Raw genomic sequence first — 17,416 nt, 5'->3', positions numbered from 1 at the left:
GGCGGGGCGGTCCCGTCGGTCATTGCTGCGCAGTGCGGCGCCCCAGCTCCTCCCGCACGGGCGCGAAGGCGACCCTGTCCAGGATGAGCTCCACCTCGGTGATGCGCCCATCGACGACACTGACGAGCTCGACGCACGGGATGGCGCCCGCCGAGGTGTCCGTGACGAAGTCGTAGACCACGCACGCACGCGAGCCGTTGGAGAACACCTCGCGGATGTCGTTGCGCACGAGAATGGGGAGCAGGCGTCGAAGCGCCTCGGTCCACTCCTTCTTGTCGGACGGCGACCCGGCGAACCTGGCCTCCATCCCCTCGTCGAACAGGGCGTCGAGCGGCGCGAGATCGCGTCGGCCCACCGCCTCGATGTACTGCCGCGCGACTGATTCGGTTGATTCGCTCATGGGACAGGCATAGCACCGGCCCCCCACACGGGCACCGGCTGATGCGCGCGAAGCAGCCGTCACGCAGCGGCGCCCGCCTCGTCCTCGGAGGCGGGCACCACGGTGCGATCTGTCTGCTGTTACGCGGTGGTGCGCTCGGCCTTCGCGAGGTTGGCCACCAGTTCGTCCCGGTTCTGGCGCACGACGTAGGCGGGCTGGTCGCGCTCGACGCGCCAGCTCTCCGAGAGGGGCCCGATGTTGACGGCGTCGAATCCGAAGCTGTCGTAGAGATCGATCACGAACTGGGCGGCATCGTCGTGGTCGCTCGCTGTCGCCAGGGCGCGACGATCCGGCGTGCCGGCGGGCTGGCCATCCGTCGTGATGTCCTTGGCCATGATGTGGTTGAAGCCCTTGGCGACGCGCGAATCGGGCAGGTGCTTCTGCAGCATGCCCGTCACGGTGTCGCGGCCCTCGTCGAGGTCGGCGACGTGGCCGTCGCGCTCGAAGTAGTAGTTGTCGGTGTCGATCACGATCTTGCCGGCAAGAGGTTCGACCGGGATGGAGTCGTGCGCTTTGAACGGCACGGTCACGACGACCACGTCGCCGGCCTCGGCCGCCTCGACTGCCGTCGCGGCGCGCGCTTGGTCGCCCAGATCCGCCACCAGATCGGCGAGCGTCTCCGGCCCACGCGAGTTGGCGATCACCACGTCGTGGCCCGCCGTGATGGCGGCCCGCGCGACCTGGCTGCCGATGTGTCCTGCTCCGATGATTCCGATTGTCGTCATGGTGTGAGCAACGACCGGCGGATGCGCGATGTTCCCTTTCTCAGCAGATCGACGCGGAGCTACGCTGACGACATGAAAAGAACCGGTGCCACCGTCGTCGCCCTTCTCGCCCTGATTCTCGGGGGCCTGCTCGTTCCGAGCGCCGCTCAAGCCGTCACCCTCCAGAGCGCTCCGGCGTCCACGGCCGCGGTCGCCTTGCCCACGACCACCTCGCAGGTCACGGTGAGCGTCGACGGCCGCTCCTTCAGTGCACGTCTCGTGCAACCCACATCGGGCGCACCGGGCTCGTATCCGGTCGTCGCCTTCGGACACGGCTTCGTGCAGTCCGCCTCCCGGTACGCCTCGACGCTCTCCTCCATCGCCTCGCGTGGATACATCGTCATCGCGCCCGACTCGGAGACCGGACTGTTCCCCAACCATTCCCGCTTCGCCGACGATTTGTGGCGCGCCATCACCTGGGTGCGGTCGACCCAGCCCAACGCGTCAGCAACCCTCGACGCAGTCAGTGGCCACTCGATGGGCGGCGGAGCCGCGCTGCTCACCGCGAGCCGGCATCCCGAGATCGAGAGCGTCGCCGTCGAAGCGGCAGCCGAGACGCGCCCGTCGGCGACCGCGGCGGCAGCCACGATCGCGGCTCCGGCACTGTTCGTGGTCGGCAGCTCCGACACCGTGGTCAAGCCGGCAACGACCCGAGCGATGTACGACGCCAAGCCGGCACCGGCTGAGTTCGCCACCATCACCGGCGGCTACCACTGCGGCTTCGTCGACTCCTCGTCGTTCTTCGGCATCGGCTGCGACAAGGGCCAGATCTCCCGGTCCACCCAGCTTCCGATCGCCGCGGCCCTGGTCGGCGGATGGCTCGACAGCACGCTCAAGGGCGCGGCTCCCGCTCCGACCCCGGCCGGCGTCGTGGTGGAGTCCAAGTAGCCGTCTTCCCCGAGCGAACGGCCCGACGCGAGCAGAGTGTTCTCCGCCCGCGTCGGGCCGTCCGTCCGTCGGTCTACGACGTCAGTGCGTCAGTTCGAGACGTCGCCGCGCCATCCGCCGTCGTCGGCACCCTGCGACTCGATGAGTTCCTTGAAGTTCTTCAGGTCCTTCTTGATCGCGTGGTCGTCAACGCCGAACGTCGCGGCCGCCTTCTCGGCGAGGCCGGTCGGCTCCCAGTCCAGCTGAACCGTGAGGCGCGACGTGGTGTCGCTGAGCTTGTGGAACGTGATGACGCCCGCGTGGTTCTCGTCGCCGCCGACGCTGTTCCAGGCGACACGCTCGTCGGGGTGCTGCTCGGTGATCTCGGCGTCGAACTCCCGCGTCTGACCGCCGATGGTGACCACCCAGTGGGTCATGGTGTCACTCGTCTGGGTGATGGAGTCGACGTAGTCGAGGAACCGCGGGAACGATTCGAACTGGGTCCACTGGTTGTAGGAGGTCGAGACGGGAACGTCGACGTCGATGGATTCGATGACCTGAGCCATGGTTTTCCTTTCACGTGCTGTCGATTCGGGGCTGGGACTCGTCACGGTAGGCAGGCGAACAGGGAGAACGGCTGGGCTTGCGCGAACCGACCCCGAGTGGGAGCATGCCGCCTCACTCGGCGGGGTCGGCGCTTCCGATGTTGAACATCCAGTTGACGCCGAACCGGTCGGTGAGCTGCCCGAACGAGTCGCCCCACGGCGCCTTCTCGAGCGGCATGGTCACGGTCGCCCCCTCCGCGAGGCCGTCCCAGTACCCGCGCAGCTCGTCCTCCTCCCTACCGCTCACCGAGATGGTGATGCGTCCACCCTCGTCGAACGTCAGCGACGGCGGGGTGTCGGATGCCATCAGCGTGAAGCCGGCCGGCGTCTCGAGCTGGCCATGCATGATGAGGTCGGCGGATTCCGGCACGTCGTTCATGCCGAACTCGGCGAAGGTGCTGACGGTCAGCTCGCCGCCGAGCACCGATTGGTAGAACTCCAGCGCCGCTCGTGCTTCGTCTCTGAAGTTGACATAGGGGTTCAGGGTCGACATGGTCGGATCCTCTCTCTTCGGTGCCTCGGTCTGCACACCAGAGTGCCCCACACCGCCGACACTGTCGAGCATCGAGCGGATGCCGCCGACGCCGCGCTCGGCCTCAGCCCACCCGGATGACCAAGCGCCCGACCGTCCGCCCGCCCGCCAGCTCCTGGATCGCCTCGGGCGCGCGTTCGAACGGCACGGTGCCTCCGACGACCGGGGTGATCGCGCCCGCGGCTGCGAGCCGCTCGAGATCGGCGTGCGCCTCACGCACCAGGTCGGGTCGGCGCAGCTGGTAGAGCGCCCAGTGCAGCCCGAGCACGCTGTAGTTCTTGACCAGCGCGTGGTTGGCGCGCACCTCGGGCACGACGCCGCCCGCGAAGCCGACCACGACGATCCGTCCCTCGAAGGCGATGCACTTGGTGCTCTTCTCGAAGCTCTCCCCGCCCACCGGATCGCACACCACGTCGGCCCCTCGGCGGCCGGTCAACTCGTTGACGACGGCCGCGACGTCCTCATCGCCGCGCACGACGACGCGCTCTGCCCCCGCCGCAGCGACGACATCCGCCTTCTCCGCGCTGCCGACCACGCCGATCACCCGGGCGCCCGCGGCGACCCCGAGCTGAACCGCGGCGGTGCCAACCCCACCGGCCGCGGCGTGCACCAGCAGCGTCTCGCCGGCCTGCAGTCGTGCTCGCCGGTGCAGCGCGAACCACGCCGTCTGGTAGGCGATCGACAATCCCGCGGCGTGCTCGTCATCGAGGGAGACGGGGGCGAGATGCGCCGCGACCGCCGGCACCGTCGCGTACTGGGCGAGCACGCCGATCTTCGTCGCGACGACGCGATCCCCCACGGCGTGGTCGGTCACGTCGGGCCCGAGGGCGACCACCTCGCCGACGAGTTCGATGCCGGGGATGAACGGCATCTCCGGACGCTCCTGATACTCGCCGCGCGCCAGCAGCACGTCCGGGAAGTTCACCGCGACCGCCGTGACCCTGACGAGCACCTCGCCGGCGCCCGGTGTCGGCACGTCGACGTCATGCAACTCCAGCACGTCCGCCGGCTCGCCGTGCCGCGTCACGCGCCACGCCTTCATGGAACCCGGGATGCTCGTCGTCTCGCCCATGCGGTCACTCCTTCGATCGACGTCCAGCGTACCGACTGGGCGGTACGCGTCTCGTCCCGAAGTTCTCCGATCACCGGATGGTCACGATCCGACCCTGCGCGAAAGTTCTCCTTGCCGAGCGCCGAGGATCACCGCTATGGTGATCAATCGGTGCCGCTGTCTTGCAGCCCGAAGCCGACCACAGGAAAGGAGCAGCCATGACGATGAACCCGAAGACGACCTTCGAGACTCCGGCCTCCTTCCTCCGTCGCGCGTGCTGACGATTCGTCGCTCACGCTGAAACACGGGTCGGATGCCGACTCCGCCCGCCGGTCCCGTCCGTGAGATCCGTCGCTGACTCCAGCGCCTGAGCTCCGGCCGCTACCGTCGCCCGGTCCAGAGCGAATTCACGCTCTGCCATGGCGTGAGTCGCGTCTCGAACACCGTCTCGGCTGACCGACGAAACGTCGCTCCCGACCATCCGTGCCCTGCGCCCGGAGAGGTCATGCCTCCCGCACGCCTCCTGCCGACCCGGCAGACAGGCGCTTCCGTCGACAGACGCTCCGCCCTGCGGCGGCTCTTCGGCGCGCCCGCAATCGGGCGCGCCCGCATCACCACCCATCAAGGAATGATCATGAATACGCAACTCATCACCGCTCGAGATACTCGCGGGGCGCAGCTCCCCACGACCACCCTCGACCGACTCACCCGCCGCACCGGGCTCGCCCTCGTGCGTTGGAGCGCACGCCGATCCGGGAGCACTTCGCTCTCGAGTTCGAGCGTGCAGGCTCTGGACGCCATGGCGAGCCTTCGCTCGAGCACGGTGAACGACACCCAGCAGCAGGTTCTGCTGGTGCGTCCGTTCTAATCCGCCGCTCGTGATGAACGGCCCTGATCGCATTCGGACGCTCCACCCGCAGGTCGCGTGTGGAGCGTCCGGATGCACCCTCCGGCGCAGGCGTCAGTCGACGGACGCGACCCGCATCCGTCCTCGCGAACGCACCTTCGCGCGCGGCCCGAGCAGCTCCTCGAACACCGCGAGCAGTACCGAGACGATCACCAGGATCGGGAGCGCCGCGAGTGCCGGCAGTGCGGCCAGCACCGGCACGAGCGCGAGCGACGCCGTCGCAGCGCCGAACCTCAACAGCGACCACTGTCCAGAAACGCGCACCCAGATGAACCCCGTCGTCGCGAGGTAGAGGGCGAGTCCGCCGCCGAGCGCCCAAGCCGCGAACAGGCCGATCGGCTCCGACGACTCGATGTGATGCATTCCCTGCTCCACGCCCAGGGCGACGATGATGATGCCGGCGACGACGAATGGATGCAGGTAGGTGTAGACATCGGTTGCCGCATCCACCCGACGCCGACCCTCGCGGCGCTGGAGCGCGTGCTCGACACCGCCGGACAGGTGGTGGAAGTAGTTCCACCACATCGCCACCGCGAGGGTGATCGAGAACAGCGACCCGACGATGATCGGCACGCTGATGGGCAATGCGGCCACTCCGACGCCGGTCGCCACGACCGACTCTCCGAGCGCGAGGATCACGATGAGCCCGTGCCGTTCGGCGAAGTGCGCCATCGAGTAGATGCGCCAGTCGCCGCCGTGCGAGGTGACGAAGATGATCACGCCCTCGAGTAGGGCCGTGCCCAGCCAGATCCACGCCTGCCACGGTCCGCCGATGAATGCCCCGATGGTGGCTAGCACGAAGACGGGGACGATGGTGATGCCCACGCTGCGGAGGATCTGGCGGCGGAGTGCGGCATCCGTCCCCGCGGCGATCAGATAGGTGACGGCGTGGACGATGCTCACGAGGGTGATCCCGACCACGAGCACCATCGGCGCGAACAGGCCGCCCTCGAGGTCGTCGAAGCTCTCGGGAATCACGAGGCACACGATGAACATGACGCCGATCGCGATCATGATGCCCACGCGCACGACCCCGCGATCGGCGTGCGCCTGGTTGGTGAGCCAGGCGAACGAGGTCCACGACCACCAGATGAGCGCGAGGACGGCGAGGCCCTGCAGCACGCTCTCGGCGCTGTGGCCGTGCGCCATTAACTGCGTGACCTGGGTGAACGCGAACACGTAGACGAGGTCGAAGAACAGCTCGAGCGTGGTGACCCTGTCGCCCTCGCGGGACGTCTCAGCGGTCAGCAGTTGGCCGGTGACCAGCGCTCGAAACCCCGTCATGGGGGCAGCCTAGGTGCGCTCGCCGCAACGCGTCCAGAGAACGGGATGCGCTGTGAGCGAGCAGACGGGCGGATGCCGCCGGCGTGGTGGCTCACCCCCGCTTCTGCGGATAGATCGTCTCCCCCTTCGCGAGCATGTCGACGAACTGGCCGATGCGTCGCGCGCGCGTCTCGGCCCGCTTCGCCGTCGTGGTGCGGAACACGATCGCGTACCGGTTCTGCGCCGTGAGCGTCTCGAAGAAGGCGGCGGCCTCCGGGTTCGCGGCCAGGGCTGCGGCGAGATCGTCCGGGACCGTGCGGTCCGAGCCGCGCTGATAGGCGGCATCCCACCGCCCGTCCGCTTGGGCGCGCTCGACCTCCCGCAGCCCCGGCGCCGTCATCCGTCCCGACGCGATCAGCTCGTCGACGAGCTCGCGGTTGCGCGCAGACCAGATGCTGCGCGCCCGACGCGGAGTGAACGTCTGCAGGTAGTGGTCGGCGTCGAGGCTGGCCTTGGGTCCGTCGATCCAGCCGAAGCACAACGCTTGGTTCACGGCCTCGGCGTAGGTCGCGCTCGCGCCGGCACCGCCCTTCTTGGCTATCGCCAGCCGCACACCGGCGACCGATTCCCCGTGTGTCTCCAGCCATGCCCGCCACGCCGCCTCGTCAGCGACGTAGAGCGTCTCGTACTCGGTCATCCGTCCTCCGTCACGCGTGTCGCACCAGCCATCGATAGGCATCCGGACTCAGGGGGCGATCCGTATAGACCCGTCGGAGCGGCGGTTCCTCCCCGTTCTGCAGCGCACCGGATGCGGGCGGGTGCCCCTCCCACACCAACTCGAGTCCGACGCGCTCGATCACGCGGACGGATGCCGGATTGTTGGCCAGCACGCGCGCCGTCACCGGCACGTCCGGCGCCGCCCACGCGGCACCCTCGAGCGCCGCCCGCGCCACCTCGGTCGCGAACCCGCGGCCCCAACTCACCGGCGTCAGCCGATACCCCAGGTTCCACACTCCGCCCGCCGACAGCTTGACGCCGCCCGCGCCGATGAACGTGCCCGCCGCCAAGCCGGCAGCGGCCCCTCCAGCGCCGACACGCACCGCCCACTCGCCGAGGCCGGTCGCGCGGACGCTCCTCAGGGATCGCTCGATGAGGCGGCGTGCCCGCTCGCGCGAGGTGAACCGTCCCTCGGGCAGGTGCCGCCAGGTCTCGGGGTCGGAGTACACGGCGTACAACTCGTCGACGTCGTCGAGAGTGAGACTGCGCAGTTCGAGCCGTGCGGTGGTCGTGTCGAGCACGGTCCGATCCTCGCAGGTACGACCGACACCGGGGCATCCGTCATCGCGATCGAGATTACTCGTTTTCTGAGGATCGACGGTGCCGTGCACGGCGGCCCGAATTCCGCGACGTACGCTGAGCCCATGACGGATCCCACGCTCGTCGGCCCGGTCACGCCGCCCGACCTGCACGCGATGACCTACAACATCCGTCGGCGGATGCCGCACCTCATGCGGGGCAACCCCGACCGGTGGGCGAGCCGCAAGTGGCTGATGAAGCTCATCCTCCAGGCTGAGCAGCCGACCATCCTCGGCGTGCAGGAGGCCATGTCCGACCAGGCCGACTTCCTGACGAGCAGCCTCGGCGCCCACTACGACCGGGTCGGCCATGGCCGAAACTCGAACGGGCGCGGCGAGGCCTGCCTGATCTACTTCGACACGCGCCGGTTGCGGCTGGTCGCGTGGAAGCAGCGCGCGCTCTCCGCGACACCCGACAAGCCCGGTTCTCGCGGTTGGGGCAATCACGTGCCGCGCACCGTCGTCTCCGCCGAGTTCACCGACATCGCCACAGGCTCCCGCGTGTTCGCGTTCGTGACCCACTTCGACCAGCTCTCCCGCAAGTCGCGGCTCCTGTCGGCCGCCATGATCATCGAGCTGGCGAAGGCCGCGCACGCGTCCGATCCGGATGCGCTCATCGTCGCGATGGGCGACGTGAACGCGGATGTCGACTCGCCCGTCTACGCGGCGCTGACCGGCGTCAGCGTCCTGCGGGACTCGTGGGAGGTCGCCGACGAGCGGCTCACCCCGCAATGGGGAACCTTCTCCGATTACAAGCGCCGTCGCGCGGGCGGAAAGCGCATCGACCTGATCCTGGTCGGGCCGGGTGTCGAGGTGCTGCGCACGGGCATCAACGCCGTCCGCTTCGACGGCGCCGCGGCATCCGATCACGAACCCGTGCAAGCCGTGCTGCGCGAGATCCGACCGGCGACCGATGCGCCGGCAGCTCCGACGGAGGGCCAGGCGACCTAGCCGACCCGCGGCCGGGCAGCCGGATGCCGCGAGTGCCAGGCGGGCTCGCGGCATCCGTTCGCGTCTTCCTTCGCGCCGATGTCTCAGTGCACCGCGATGCGCTGCGAGATCGTGCGGAACTCGGCGGGCGACACGGCGTTCACCGCCAGGAGGCGCTGCGCTGCCTCCTTGAGCGCGACCTGGCCGACATCCGTCTTCGCCGTCTTGCCCTGGGCCAGCGAGAACAGCACCTGCTGCTCGTAGGCGATCTGCTGCAGTTCCTTCCAGTTGGGGTGCGGGGCGTCCGGGTCGCCGCGCGGATTGAAGGTGCGCGGGATGTACTCGAGGTCGGCCTGGGCGATCGAGCGGAGGCACTTGGTGAGGTCGTCGATGAAGTGCTGGTCCATGGCGATCTGCAGCGTCACGATGCTGACGTCGGTATCGATCGCGTAGCCACGACCGATGACGTCCGCCGGGGTCACCGGGAAACTCGGGCTCAGTGTCGGGTCGCCCGGGTAGGCGACGACGGCGGTGAGCGTGCCGGCCAGGACGCCATCACCCGAGAGGTTGGTGATGTCGATCGAGGCCCCGGATGCCGAGAAGCCGATTACCCCGGCGCCGCCCGGGAAGGTCGCCGCCAGGTCGGCGGTCGGGCCCTTTGACACCGAACTCACCGGTGCGAGCGTCACAGGCACGGTTCCCGCTCCATCGAGCAGCACGCCGTCGAGCACCCAGCGCACCGGCGTCGGCGAGCCGCCCGAGAGGTCGACCACCGAGAAGCGTTGCGTGGTCACCAGCCGCGTGGCCGTAGCGGTGTAGGTCGTCTCGGGGAACCGGCACACGTGCGTGACCACCTGGGCCGACCCCGCGAAGGTGCCGGTCGATGAGAGCACGCTCGAGATCAGCTGCGGCCGGTGAACGCGCGTCCCGTGCGCCGTGCCGCGGATCTCGTAGTTCGACTCGTCATCCGTGTAGGTCAGCGAGATGGCGTTCGCACCCGCGCGCAGCTGGTCATTCGAGAACACCGCGGCGTCGACTCCGAGCAGGTCGTCGGGGTCGAAGTACTCGTCCCAGTCCATCTCGTCCTTGATGGCGTCCTTGATCGGGCCGGTGATGGCGTCCTTCACGCGATCTTTCAGTACCTTTGTGAGGTTCTTCAGCGCTGCGCTGTCTCCGAGACGACCGATGCGCCACTGCAGCCCGAACCCGTCCACGGGCACCGGCAGTGGGTTGCCGTTGACATCACGGTTGAGCGCGGCGTCGTAGTCGGGGTCGCCCGCGAGCATGATGTTCAACTGGTCGGCGAGAGAGCTGCCGAACACCTTCTCGAAGGCCTTGTGGCCGGCCTCGGAGGTGGTGGGCGAGAACGAGTCCTGGTCCCAGAGCAGGCAGACGATGCCCGCGAAGCCGCCGAACCAGCCGCCGAAGTCGAGCAGCTTGGGCTTCAGCCGGAAGGCGCGCGTGCCGAGTGCGGACGGGATGGGCCAGACCTGCCCGTTGTCGACGCTGTTGTTGCCGACGACCCACGGGATGCCGCCGCCCTTGGTCGCGACATTGAGCGTCGGCAACGGAGGATTCGTGGACGGCGCGCCGATGGTGTCGGCGTCGACCTTGAAGCCGAGCACCCACAGGTACGGCTCGTCACCCCCGCTGTCCTCGGTCTCATTGACGACCAGCTGGGTCAGGGAGAGTACGGCATCGATCTCGGGCGGGCGCATGGCCGCCTCCTTCTGTTCGGGTGTGATGAGCGGCGCGGGATGCCCGTGGCACGAACGCCGGTCGGGATGGCGCCATCCTGCGCCTCCCCGGCCCCCGGACGCACGGGGGCAGGCCCTGAACGCACCGGCCTGTCTCGTGCCCGTGAAAACGCAGGATGAGATCGGTCATGTGCGCGATATGCAGCCATCGGCGGTCTCATCCAGCGTTCTCGCGCGAACCGACCTCCTCACGGGCAGGCAGGGCGGCGAAATAGTCGGCCGTCTCGTCGAGAAGGCGCGCGCGATCGGCGTCCGTGCGGTCTGCCACATTGGCGTAGTTGCGCCAACGCAGGTTCTTCACCCCGATCTTGCCGAAGGTCCCCTTGAACAGGATCTTGCGCATCGGGTCGCCGAACCACCAGCGGTAGGCGGCCGTCGGCGTCGTCATCACGCTGAGCGCGGTCACGCCCTGCAGTCGCGTCATCCGATTGCGGAACGGGTTGCCCTTCGCGCCCGGAAGCTCCTCGTACACGACGCCCTTGACCAGCACCCGGTCGAGGAACCCCTTGGTCGCCGCTGGCATCGCCTCCCACCAGATCGGGAACGCGAAGACGAGGTGGTCGGCTTCGAACAGTCGGCGCTGGTAGTCCAGCACGAGCGGGTCGACGGATGCCCGGAGCCTCCACGCGACGAGGTCGTCACGGGTCATCACCGGGTTGAAGCAGTCGGCGGTCAGATCGACGAGGTCGACGTCGTGGCCCGCGCGTTCCGCGCCGGTAATCGCCGCTGCGGCCACGGCAGCCGTGAAACTGCGCTCGTGGGGCACGTTCGCGGCCGAGTCGAGGGTGTACGGGTGATCGAGGACGAGCATGATGCGCATGGGGTTCGCCTTTCTTCTCACCCCTACTGTTGCATATGCAACCGTTTAAAATCAAACCGTTGTTGTTGGAACGCTCTGGTAGGCTGCCGTCATGGCCGAGAACCCTTGGGACGAGAGAGCGCAGCTCTGGTTCCTCGTGCGCCAGGTGGCCTCGCGCATCGACCGCGCGGGTCAGGCGCTCGTCCGTGGTGAGGTCGGCATCTCGCTTGCGCAGTTCCTCGTGCTCAGCGTCGTCGACGCGTACCCCGGTGACCTCAACCAGCAGGCCGTCGCCGACCGGCTCGGTCTCACCAAGGGCACGGTCAGCCGCCAGATCGACCTCGCCGTCGCGGCCGGGCTGATGACCGTCGAGCCGTCCGCCCACTCGCGCCGCGAGAACTGCGTCGCCCTCACCGACGCCGGTGCTGCACTTGTGCTGAAGGGTGATGCCGCCCTTGCTGACGCGCGCAGCTCGCTACTGCCCGACGTCGCGCCGGCCGACCTGGCGGCGACTCTTCGCGCGCTCGGCTCCCTGAACACGACGCTCGGCGGACCGCCGGTCCCTTCCTGAGCGGGAGGACGTCGAGCGCGTCACGCGGACGCGGAGTCGTGTCGGTGCACATGTCGGTGGCGCCCGGTAGCGTCGCGGCATGAGCGATGTCCAGCGCTTCGACCTCCACGTTCCCGACGACGTGCTCGACGAGCTGCGCGATCGCCTGCGGCGCACGCGGCTGCTGCCCGACTCACCGCGGAAACCCGCCTCCGGCATGAGCGCTGCCTACCTCCACGAACTCGTCCAGAGCTGGATCGACTGGGACTGGCGCGGCCGCGAAGCGTGGCTGAATCAGCATCCGCAGTTCATCGCCCGCATCGGCGACGCATCCGTCCACTTCGTTCACCAGCGGTCGTCCCGAGCGGATGCGCCGGCCCTCCTCGTGATGCACGGCTGGCCGCACACGTTCGCGCTGCAACTCGACTTCGCCGATCGGTTGCACGACTTCGACGTCGTGGTCCCGAGCCTGCCGGGCTTCGCGTTCTCGTCGCCGTACTCCGACGGTCCGATGTCGGAGAACCGGCTGGCCGACACCATGCACACGCTGATGACCGACGTGCTGGGATACGAGCGGTACATCACCTACGGAGAGGACGTCACCGCGAACATCAGCGACCTCATCGCCGCCAGCCATCCCGAGAGTGTCGCGGGCATCGTCGTGACCCATGCGCACTTCCCGAACCGAGACGAGCGACAAGCGCTGACCGATCCGCTCGAGCGCGAGTTCTTCGCCGGGATCGCCGAACACCATGAGGTCAACGGCGCCTACGGACACGTTCAATCGACTCGCCCCGACACCCTCGCCGTGGCACTGAACGACTCCCCGGCCGGCCTGCTGGCCTGGCTGGCCGAGAAGCTCGTCGAGTGGAGCGACACCCCGCCGGGCGATCCTCGAGCGGTCGAGCGCCACATCTCCCGCGACCGCATCCTCACAGAGGCGATGATCTACTGGGTCACCCAGAGCATCGGCACGTCGTTCCGCCCGTATCACGAGGGTGCTGACACGCCCGATCCCATCCCGCCCACGGCGGTTTCCGCGGCGGTGTTCATCCAGCGACACGAGTCCACCTATCCGGAGTCCCTCGCGCGTCGCCACTACCGCGAGCTGCGCATCTTCGAACGGCTGCCCGAGGGCGGTCACTTCACGATCGCCGAGGTTCCCGACGACATGGCTCGGAGGGTGCGCGCCTTCGCGGCGTCTCTCGGCTGACCGCGAGAAGGCGCGCGTCACTCCAACGCGCGACCGGTGAGCCGCAGCTCCTCCAGGTCGAGCTGCGACTGGATGCGGCGAAGGACGATGTCGTCGATGCGCTGCTGGTCGCGGAGGTTCACGATGGTCTCGCGCTTGCGTTCCAACGCGGCGAGCCGCAGCCGGGTGTACTGCTCCTTATGACGGGTGGTCTCCTCGTCGGGCTCATCCGACGCGACCGCCTCGAGCACGCTGATGTGCTTCTGGGCCTCGGCGATCACCTTGTCGCGCACATCGTCGTCGATGCCCATCTCGGACGCTATCTGGGGGATGGCCTCGACGGCGGCGCGCGACGCCTCCAGCTCGGCGAACGTGCGCTCCTCGTCGACGCCGTCGTCGGCGGGCAGGCGGGCCCAGCGGATGATCACCGGCAGCAGCGGACCCTGCACGGCGAGCGTCAGCACGATCACGACGGTCGTCACGAACACGATCAGGTCGCGATCGGCGAAGCTCTTGCCCGACGCGAGCGTCACGGGCACGGCCAACACGGCGGCCAGCGAGACGGCTCCGCGGAACCCGGCGAGCGCAGCGATCACGAGGCCGCGCGGGGTGGAGCGCAGCGTGCGCTGGTAGGGCCGACGATCGACGCTGCGGATGATGACCGTCGTGAGCACGACGAACAACGCGCGGATGACGATGAGCGCGATCCACACGACCACCCCGAACACCAGGCCGACACCGAGCTGCGACGGCGGCAGCTCGCGCACGACCACCTGCAACTCCAAGCCGATGAGCACGAACAGGGCCGCGTTCAGGATGTAGGTCGTCACCGTCCAGAACGACTGCGCCTGATCGCGCGCCTCGGGCTGGAAGCGGCGCGGTGCGATGCGACTGACCACGAGGCCGCAGACGACGACGGCGAGCACACCGGATGCCCCGACGACCTCGGCGACGAGGAAGGCGGCGAACGGGGTGACGATGAGGCCGACATTGCTCGGCAGCGGCTGACGGATGCGGAAGGTCAGTGAGCCCACCAGTCCCAGTGCGACCCCGATCGCGACGCCGCCGACGAAGGAGACCACGAGCGTCCACGTGATGGTGAGCGGGGTGACCTGCTGGCTGCCCACGGCGATCGACACGGCGATCGCGTAGATGGCGAGCGCCGTGCCGTCGTTGATGAGGCTCTCGGCACGCAGCACGGTGCGCTGCCGGCGCGGGAGCGATCCGGCCAGCTCGCTGACGGCCGTGGCATCCGTCGGCGCGAGGACCGCGCCGAGCACGAGGGCGACGATCCACGGCAGCCCGAACCAGGTGCCCACCGCGGCGATGCCGATCGCCGTGATGAACACCAGCAGGGTGCCGTTGAGCAGGATGACGCGGATGAAGCGGCGGATCTCGCGCGTCGAGGTGGTGATGCTCTCGCGGAACAGGAGCGCCGGGAGGAAGAGGAGCAGCACCGTCTCGGGCGGCAGTTCGACGTCGCGGAACGCCGGGATGAACCCCAGCAGCACGCCGAGGGGAATGAGGACGATGGGCGTCGTGACGTGCAGCCGGTTCGCGATCACGGCGCCGATGAGGATCGCCAGGCCGACGGCGACGATCACCTCGAGTGCGAGCATGTCCTCAGCTTGACAGCATCGACACGGTCATCGGGAGGGTGGCGCGATGTTCGGCCGGCTCGCGACCCCTCACCGCGCGGATCTGACCACCAGCGCTGTTCCACCGCCGCGGCGCACCGGCTCAGCCGCGGCCGTCAGCAGCCCGCCCGGCCCGACCTCGATTCCCGTGGCGGCTCCGATCTGCGCCGCCGACGTGAACTGGTCGCCCGACGGCGTGAGCACCTGCCCGTACGGGGCGAGGGCGCCGCCGTACGCGGTGATGAAATCGGGCTCGGCGGAGGTCGTCGCGGTGTTGCGTTGCGAAGCGCGGGGAGCCGCGATCGCCTCCGGCAGCGTCATGCCGAGGTCGATGCGGTTCACCAGCACCTGGAGCACCGTGGTGATGATGGTGGACCCACCGGGCGACCCGACCACGTACGTGACCTTCCCGTCGTCGAGCACGATCGTCGGCGACATCGACGAGCGCGGGCGCTTGTTCGGCTCGATGCGGTTCGGGTCCGTCGGGCTGTAGACGGCGCTGAAGTCGGTGAGCTCGTTGTTGAGTAAGAACCCGCGCCCGGGCACCGTCATGGCCGACCCGCCGGTCTGCTCGATGGTGAGCGTGTACGACGCCGCGTTGCCCCACTTGTCGACGACCGAGAGGTGCGTCGTCGACACGTTCTCGGTGTCGGCGGGCTCCTCGGAGGTGACGGATGCGCATCCGCTCCCGTCGAGGGCGCCCGCGGCGACCGGACGCGTCGACGCGTGCAGCGGATCGATGGTGCAGTCGCGCGCATCCGCGAAGTCCTGACTCAGCAAAGTGTCGGTAGGCACGTTCACGAACGCCGGGTCGCCGACGTAGGCGCCGCGATCGGCGAATGCGCGAGCGGACGCCTCGAGGTAGAGGTGCAGGCTCGCGGCGGTGTCGGCGGGTGTGGCGGCGGAGAGGTGGTGATTCTCGAGGATGTTGAGAGCCTCGCCGATGGTCGTGCCGCCTGACGAGGAGGGCGCCATGCCGTAGACGTCGAGGCCTCGGTAGTCCACGTGCGTCGGCGCCTGGTTGACGACCGAGTAGGCGGCGAGGTCTGCGGTGGTGAGCGTTCCGGCGGGAGCGGGCAGGGTCGACGCGGGATCCTTTCGCGGGTGCTGCACGACGTCCGCGATCTGGGCCGCAAGCGGGCCCGAGTAGAACGCCTGGGGTCCCTTCAGCGCGATGATGGCGAGCGTGGTGGCGAGGTCGGGGTTGCGGAACGTGGAGCCGACCTTCGGCGCGTCGCCGCCCGGCAGGAAGAGCTTGGCCGTGTCGGGGAACGCGGCGAACCGCGCCTTGTTGTCGAGCGTCTGGTTGCGGAAGGTGTCGTCGACCGGGAATCCGCGTGCCGCGAGGAGAATCGACGGCAGCAGCATCAGTCCGAGCGGGCGGGTGCCGAAGCGGTGGAGCGCCGCGTCCCACGTGGCCAGCGACCCGGGAACGCCGACCGAGACGCCTGACGAGACCAGCTGCGGCGTGAACGGGTAGGGCTGCCCGGTCGCCGGGTCGATGAACGCATCGTGGCTGATGCCGGCCGGTGCCTTCTCGCGGCCGTCGATGGTGGAGACCTTCCCGGTCTTCGCGTCGAAGTAGACGAAGTAGCCGCCGCCCCCGATGCCCGCGCTGTACGGCTCGGTCACGCCGAGGGCGGATGCGGTGGCGACGGCGGCATCCGCAGCGTTCCCGCCGAGGCGCAGCACCTCCAGTCCCACCCGGCTCGCGGAGGCATCCACAGAGGAGACCGCGCCGCCGTAGCCGACCGAGGTCGACGTGGTGGCGGTCGCGACAGCCTTCACAGGTGCGGCGTTCGGTGCTCCCCCTCCCGGAGACGCAGACGCCGGTGCCGCTGCCGCGACGAGCCCGACGACGAGCACGCCCGCCACGGCGATCGATGCCCGTCGAGCCGACACGCGGCTCGAAACCAGAGAGCGGAGCGAAACGTGGACCATGAGAACTACCCCCGAACAGGTCACAACGGCGATGCCATCACGCTAGACCCGGCCGGGCCGCGGCGGCAATGGCCCCGCGCGACCGATTACGGGACGCCGTCAGTCCGCTGCCTCGGTCTCCCGCTCCTCCTCCAGCCTGATCGACTCGCGCCCCCACCACGTCGTGATGTCGACACCGTGGTTCTCGGCATCCGCGAGGGTCCACCAGTACGGCGCCTGCGAGTCGTCGGCGAGCCGTCCGCCAGCGGCGAGTGCCGCCTCGATGCGGGCGTGCACCTGGTCGTGCGGCACTGAGACGTCGACGTGCATGCGTCCCCGGCGCGGCTTGGACTCGTCCATCTCGTCCTGCAGGAAGAACGAGCCGTTGCGTCGCAGCGGGTCGACGAGATGCGAGTCGTTCGGCCGCACGTAGCCGAGCGCCGCCTGCCAGAACGGCGTCACGTCCGCGGAGGGAACGGATGCCAACGCCACCTGCACGACCTGCACGGCGGACGGGTCGGGCTCGAGCCCGTGTTCGCGGGCGGCCGCCGAGATCGCCCGGGCCAGCTCGATGTCCCGCGTGCTGAGGTTGCGCACCTCGCGGCTGATGAGCTTGACCGCGACGCCCTCCCGGCGGAGGTCCACGTCGGGATCGTGCTGGGTCGGTGCGACCACCTCGGCGATTGCCGCGACGAACCGCGCGCCCTGGGCGTACGAGCCGGACCGGAAGAACGCGTGCGCCCCCCACGCGATCACCCGCCAGTCATCCACCCCGTCGGCGTCGTGGAACTGCTGCGGCGTGATCGCTTCGACATCCATGCGCCCATCGTGGCCGCACCCGCCGACAG

General features: G+C 69.0%; 18 protein-coding genes. 5 read left to right on the top strand and 13 right to left on the bottom strand.

The features are described from left to right. Positions 1-19 precede the first annotated feature (19 nt). Both E6C70_RS08980 and E6C70_RS08975 read right to left on the bottom strand, forming a co-directional pair. Positions 20-400: a nuclear transport factor 2 family protein gene (locus E6C70_RS08980; protein ID WP_136424194.1), complete on the bottom strand. Its 381-nt coding sequence runs from the start codon at positions 398-400 to the stop codon at positions 20-22. 119 nt (positions 401-519) lie between these two features. Further along, complete coding sequence (locus E6C70_RS08975; RefSeq protein WP_407921030.1) at positions 520-1,194, bottom strand: NADPH-dependent F420 reductase; 675 nt, start codon at positions 1,192-1,194, stop codon at positions 520-522. A gap of 42 nt (positions 1,195-1,236) precedes the next feature. Here E6C70_RS08975 and E6C70_RS08970 point away from each other — a divergent pair, with 42 nt between their 5' ends. Beyond that, positions 1,237-2,091, top strand: coding sequence for an alpha/beta hydrolase (locus E6C70_RS08970; RefSeq protein WP_168770898.1), 855 nt, complete (start codon positions 1,237-1,239; stop codon positions 2,089-2,091). Positions 2,092-2,180: 89 nt separating this feature from the next. Here the strand turns inward: E6C70_RS08970 and E6C70_RS08965 are convergent, their stop codons facing one another. From E6C70_RS08965 to E6C70_RS08955, 3 genes are all read right to left on the bottom strand, one after another. Further along, positions 2,181-2,636, bottom strand: coding sequence for an SRPBCC family protein (locus E6C70_RS08965; RefSeq protein ID WP_136424191.1), 456 nt, complete (start codon positions 2,634-2,636; stop codon positions 2,181-2,183). A 112-nt stretch (positions 2,637-2,748) separates the two neighbouring features. Beyond that, a complete protein-coding gene (locus E6C70_RS08960) occupies positions 2,749-3,168 on the bottom strand; it encodes a VOC family protein (protein WP_136424190.1) in 420 nt (139 codons plus the stop codon). Positions 3,169-3,271: 103 nt separating this feature from the next. Next, a complete protein-coding gene (locus E6C70_RS08955; RefSeq protein WP_235833360.1) occupies positions 3,272-4,279 on the bottom strand; it encodes an NADPH:quinone oxidoreductase family protein in 1,008 nt (335 codons plus the stop codon). Between the two features lie 613 nt (positions 4,280-4,892). Here E6C70_RS08955 and E6C70_RS08950 point away from each other — a divergent pair. After that, positions 4,893-5,126: a hypothetical protein gene (locus E6C70_RS08950; protein WP_136424189.1), complete on the top strand. Its 234-nt coding sequence runs from the start codon at positions 4,893-4,895 to the stop codon at positions 5,124-5,126. A gap of 93 nt (positions 5,127-5,219) precedes the next feature. Here E6C70_RS08950 and E6C70_RS08945 read toward each other — a convergent pair whose 3' ends face one another. From E6C70_RS08945 to E6C70_RS08935, 3 genes are all read right to left on the bottom strand, one after another. Further along, entirely contained in the window at positions 5,220-6,449 is a 1,230-nt protein-coding gene (locus tag E6C70_RS08945) for a low temperature requirement protein A (RefSeq protein WP_136424188.1), read from the bottom strand. 91 nt (positions 6,450-6,540) lie between these two features. Then, on the bottom strand, positions 6,541-7,125 hold the full coding sequence (locus tag E6C70_RS08940; RefSeq protein WP_136424187.1) for a YdeI/OmpD-associated family protein: 585 nt from the start codon (positions 7,123-7,125) through the stop codon (positions 6,541-6,543). A gap of 10 nt (positions 7,126-7,135) precedes the next feature. Then, positions 7,136-7,726: a GNAT family N-acetyltransferase gene (locus E6C70_RS08935; RefSeq protein ID WP_168770897.1), complete on the bottom strand. Its 591-nt coding sequence runs from the start codon at positions 7,724-7,726 to the stop codon at positions 7,136-7,138. A gap of 123 nt (positions 7,727-7,849) precedes the next feature. On the opposite strand from E6C70_RS08935, the gene E6C70_RS08930 reads away from it, so the two are divergent. Then, positions 7,850-8,734: an endonuclease/exonuclease/phosphatase family protein gene (locus E6C70_RS08930; protein WP_136424185.1), complete on the top strand. Its 885-nt coding sequence runs from the start codon at positions 7,850-7,852 to the stop codon at positions 8,732-8,734. Between the two features lie 83 nt (positions 8,735-8,817). On the opposite strand, the gene E6C70_RS08925 is transcribed toward E6C70_RS08930, so the two are convergent. Together E6C70_RS08925 and E6C70_RS08920 are read right to left on the bottom strand one after the other, a co-directional pair. Further along, a complete protein-coding gene (locus E6C70_RS08925) occupies positions 8,818-10,431 on the bottom strand; it encodes a hypothetical protein (RefSeq protein WP_136424184.1) in 1,614 nt (537 codons plus the stop codon). Between the two features lie 196 nt (positions 10,432-10,627). Further along, on the bottom strand, positions 10,628-11,290 hold the full coding sequence (locus E6C70_RS08920; protein ID WP_136424183.1) for an NAD(P)H-dependent oxidoreductase: 663 nt from the start codon (positions 11,288-11,290) through the stop codon (positions 10,628-10,630). A 91-nt stretch (positions 11,291-11,381) separates the two neighbouring features. On the opposite strand from E6C70_RS08920, the gene E6C70_RS08915 reads away from it, so the two are divergent. Together E6C70_RS08915 and E6C70_RS08910 are read left to right on the top strand one after the other, a co-directional pair. Then, entirely contained in the window at positions 11,382-11,840 is a 459-nt protein-coding gene (locus E6C70_RS08915) for a MarR family winged helix-turn-helix transcriptional regulator (protein WP_136424182.1), read from the top strand. Between the two features lie 79 nt (positions 11,841-11,919). Further along, complete coding sequence (locus tag E6C70_RS08910; protein ID WP_136424181.1) at positions 11,920-13,032, top strand: epoxide hydrolase family protein; 1,113 nt, start codon at positions 11,920-11,922, stop codon at positions 13,030-13,032. 17 nt (positions 13,033-13,049) lie between these two features. Here the strand turns inward: E6C70_RS08910 and E6C70_RS08905 are convergent, their stop codons facing one another. From E6C70_RS08905 to E6C70_RS08895, 3 genes are all read right to left on the bottom strand, one after another. After that, positions 13,050-14,630 (bottom strand): Na+/H+ antiporter, encoded by a 1,581-nt coding sequence (locus E6C70_RS08905; protein WP_136424180.1) that lies wholly within the window; start codon positions 14,628-14,630, stop codon positions 13,050-13,052. A gap of 69 nt (positions 14,631-14,699) precedes the next feature. Continuing rightward, entirely contained in the window at positions 14,700-16,589 is a 1,890-nt protein-coding gene (gene ggt / locus E6C70_RS08900; RefSeq protein ID WP_136424179.1) for a gamma-glutamyltransferase, read from the bottom strand. A 99-nt stretch (positions 16,590-16,688) separates the two neighbouring features. Further along, a complete protein-coding gene (locus tag E6C70_RS08895) occupies positions 16,689-17,387 on the bottom strand; it encodes a VOC family protein (protein WP_136424178.1) in 699 nt (232 codons plus the stop codon). Between the last annotated feature and the right edge of the window lie 29 nt (positions 17,388-17,416).

The sequence above is a fragment of the Orlajensenia flava genome (genome assembly GCF_004801905.1).
GTDB lineage: Bacteria > Actinomycetota > Actinomycetes > Actinomycetales > Microbacteriaceae > Orlajensenia > Orlajensenia flava.
The sequence above is the reverse complement of the archived record's forward strand: the minus strand, read 5'-3'. Positions and strand labels throughout refer to the sequence as shown.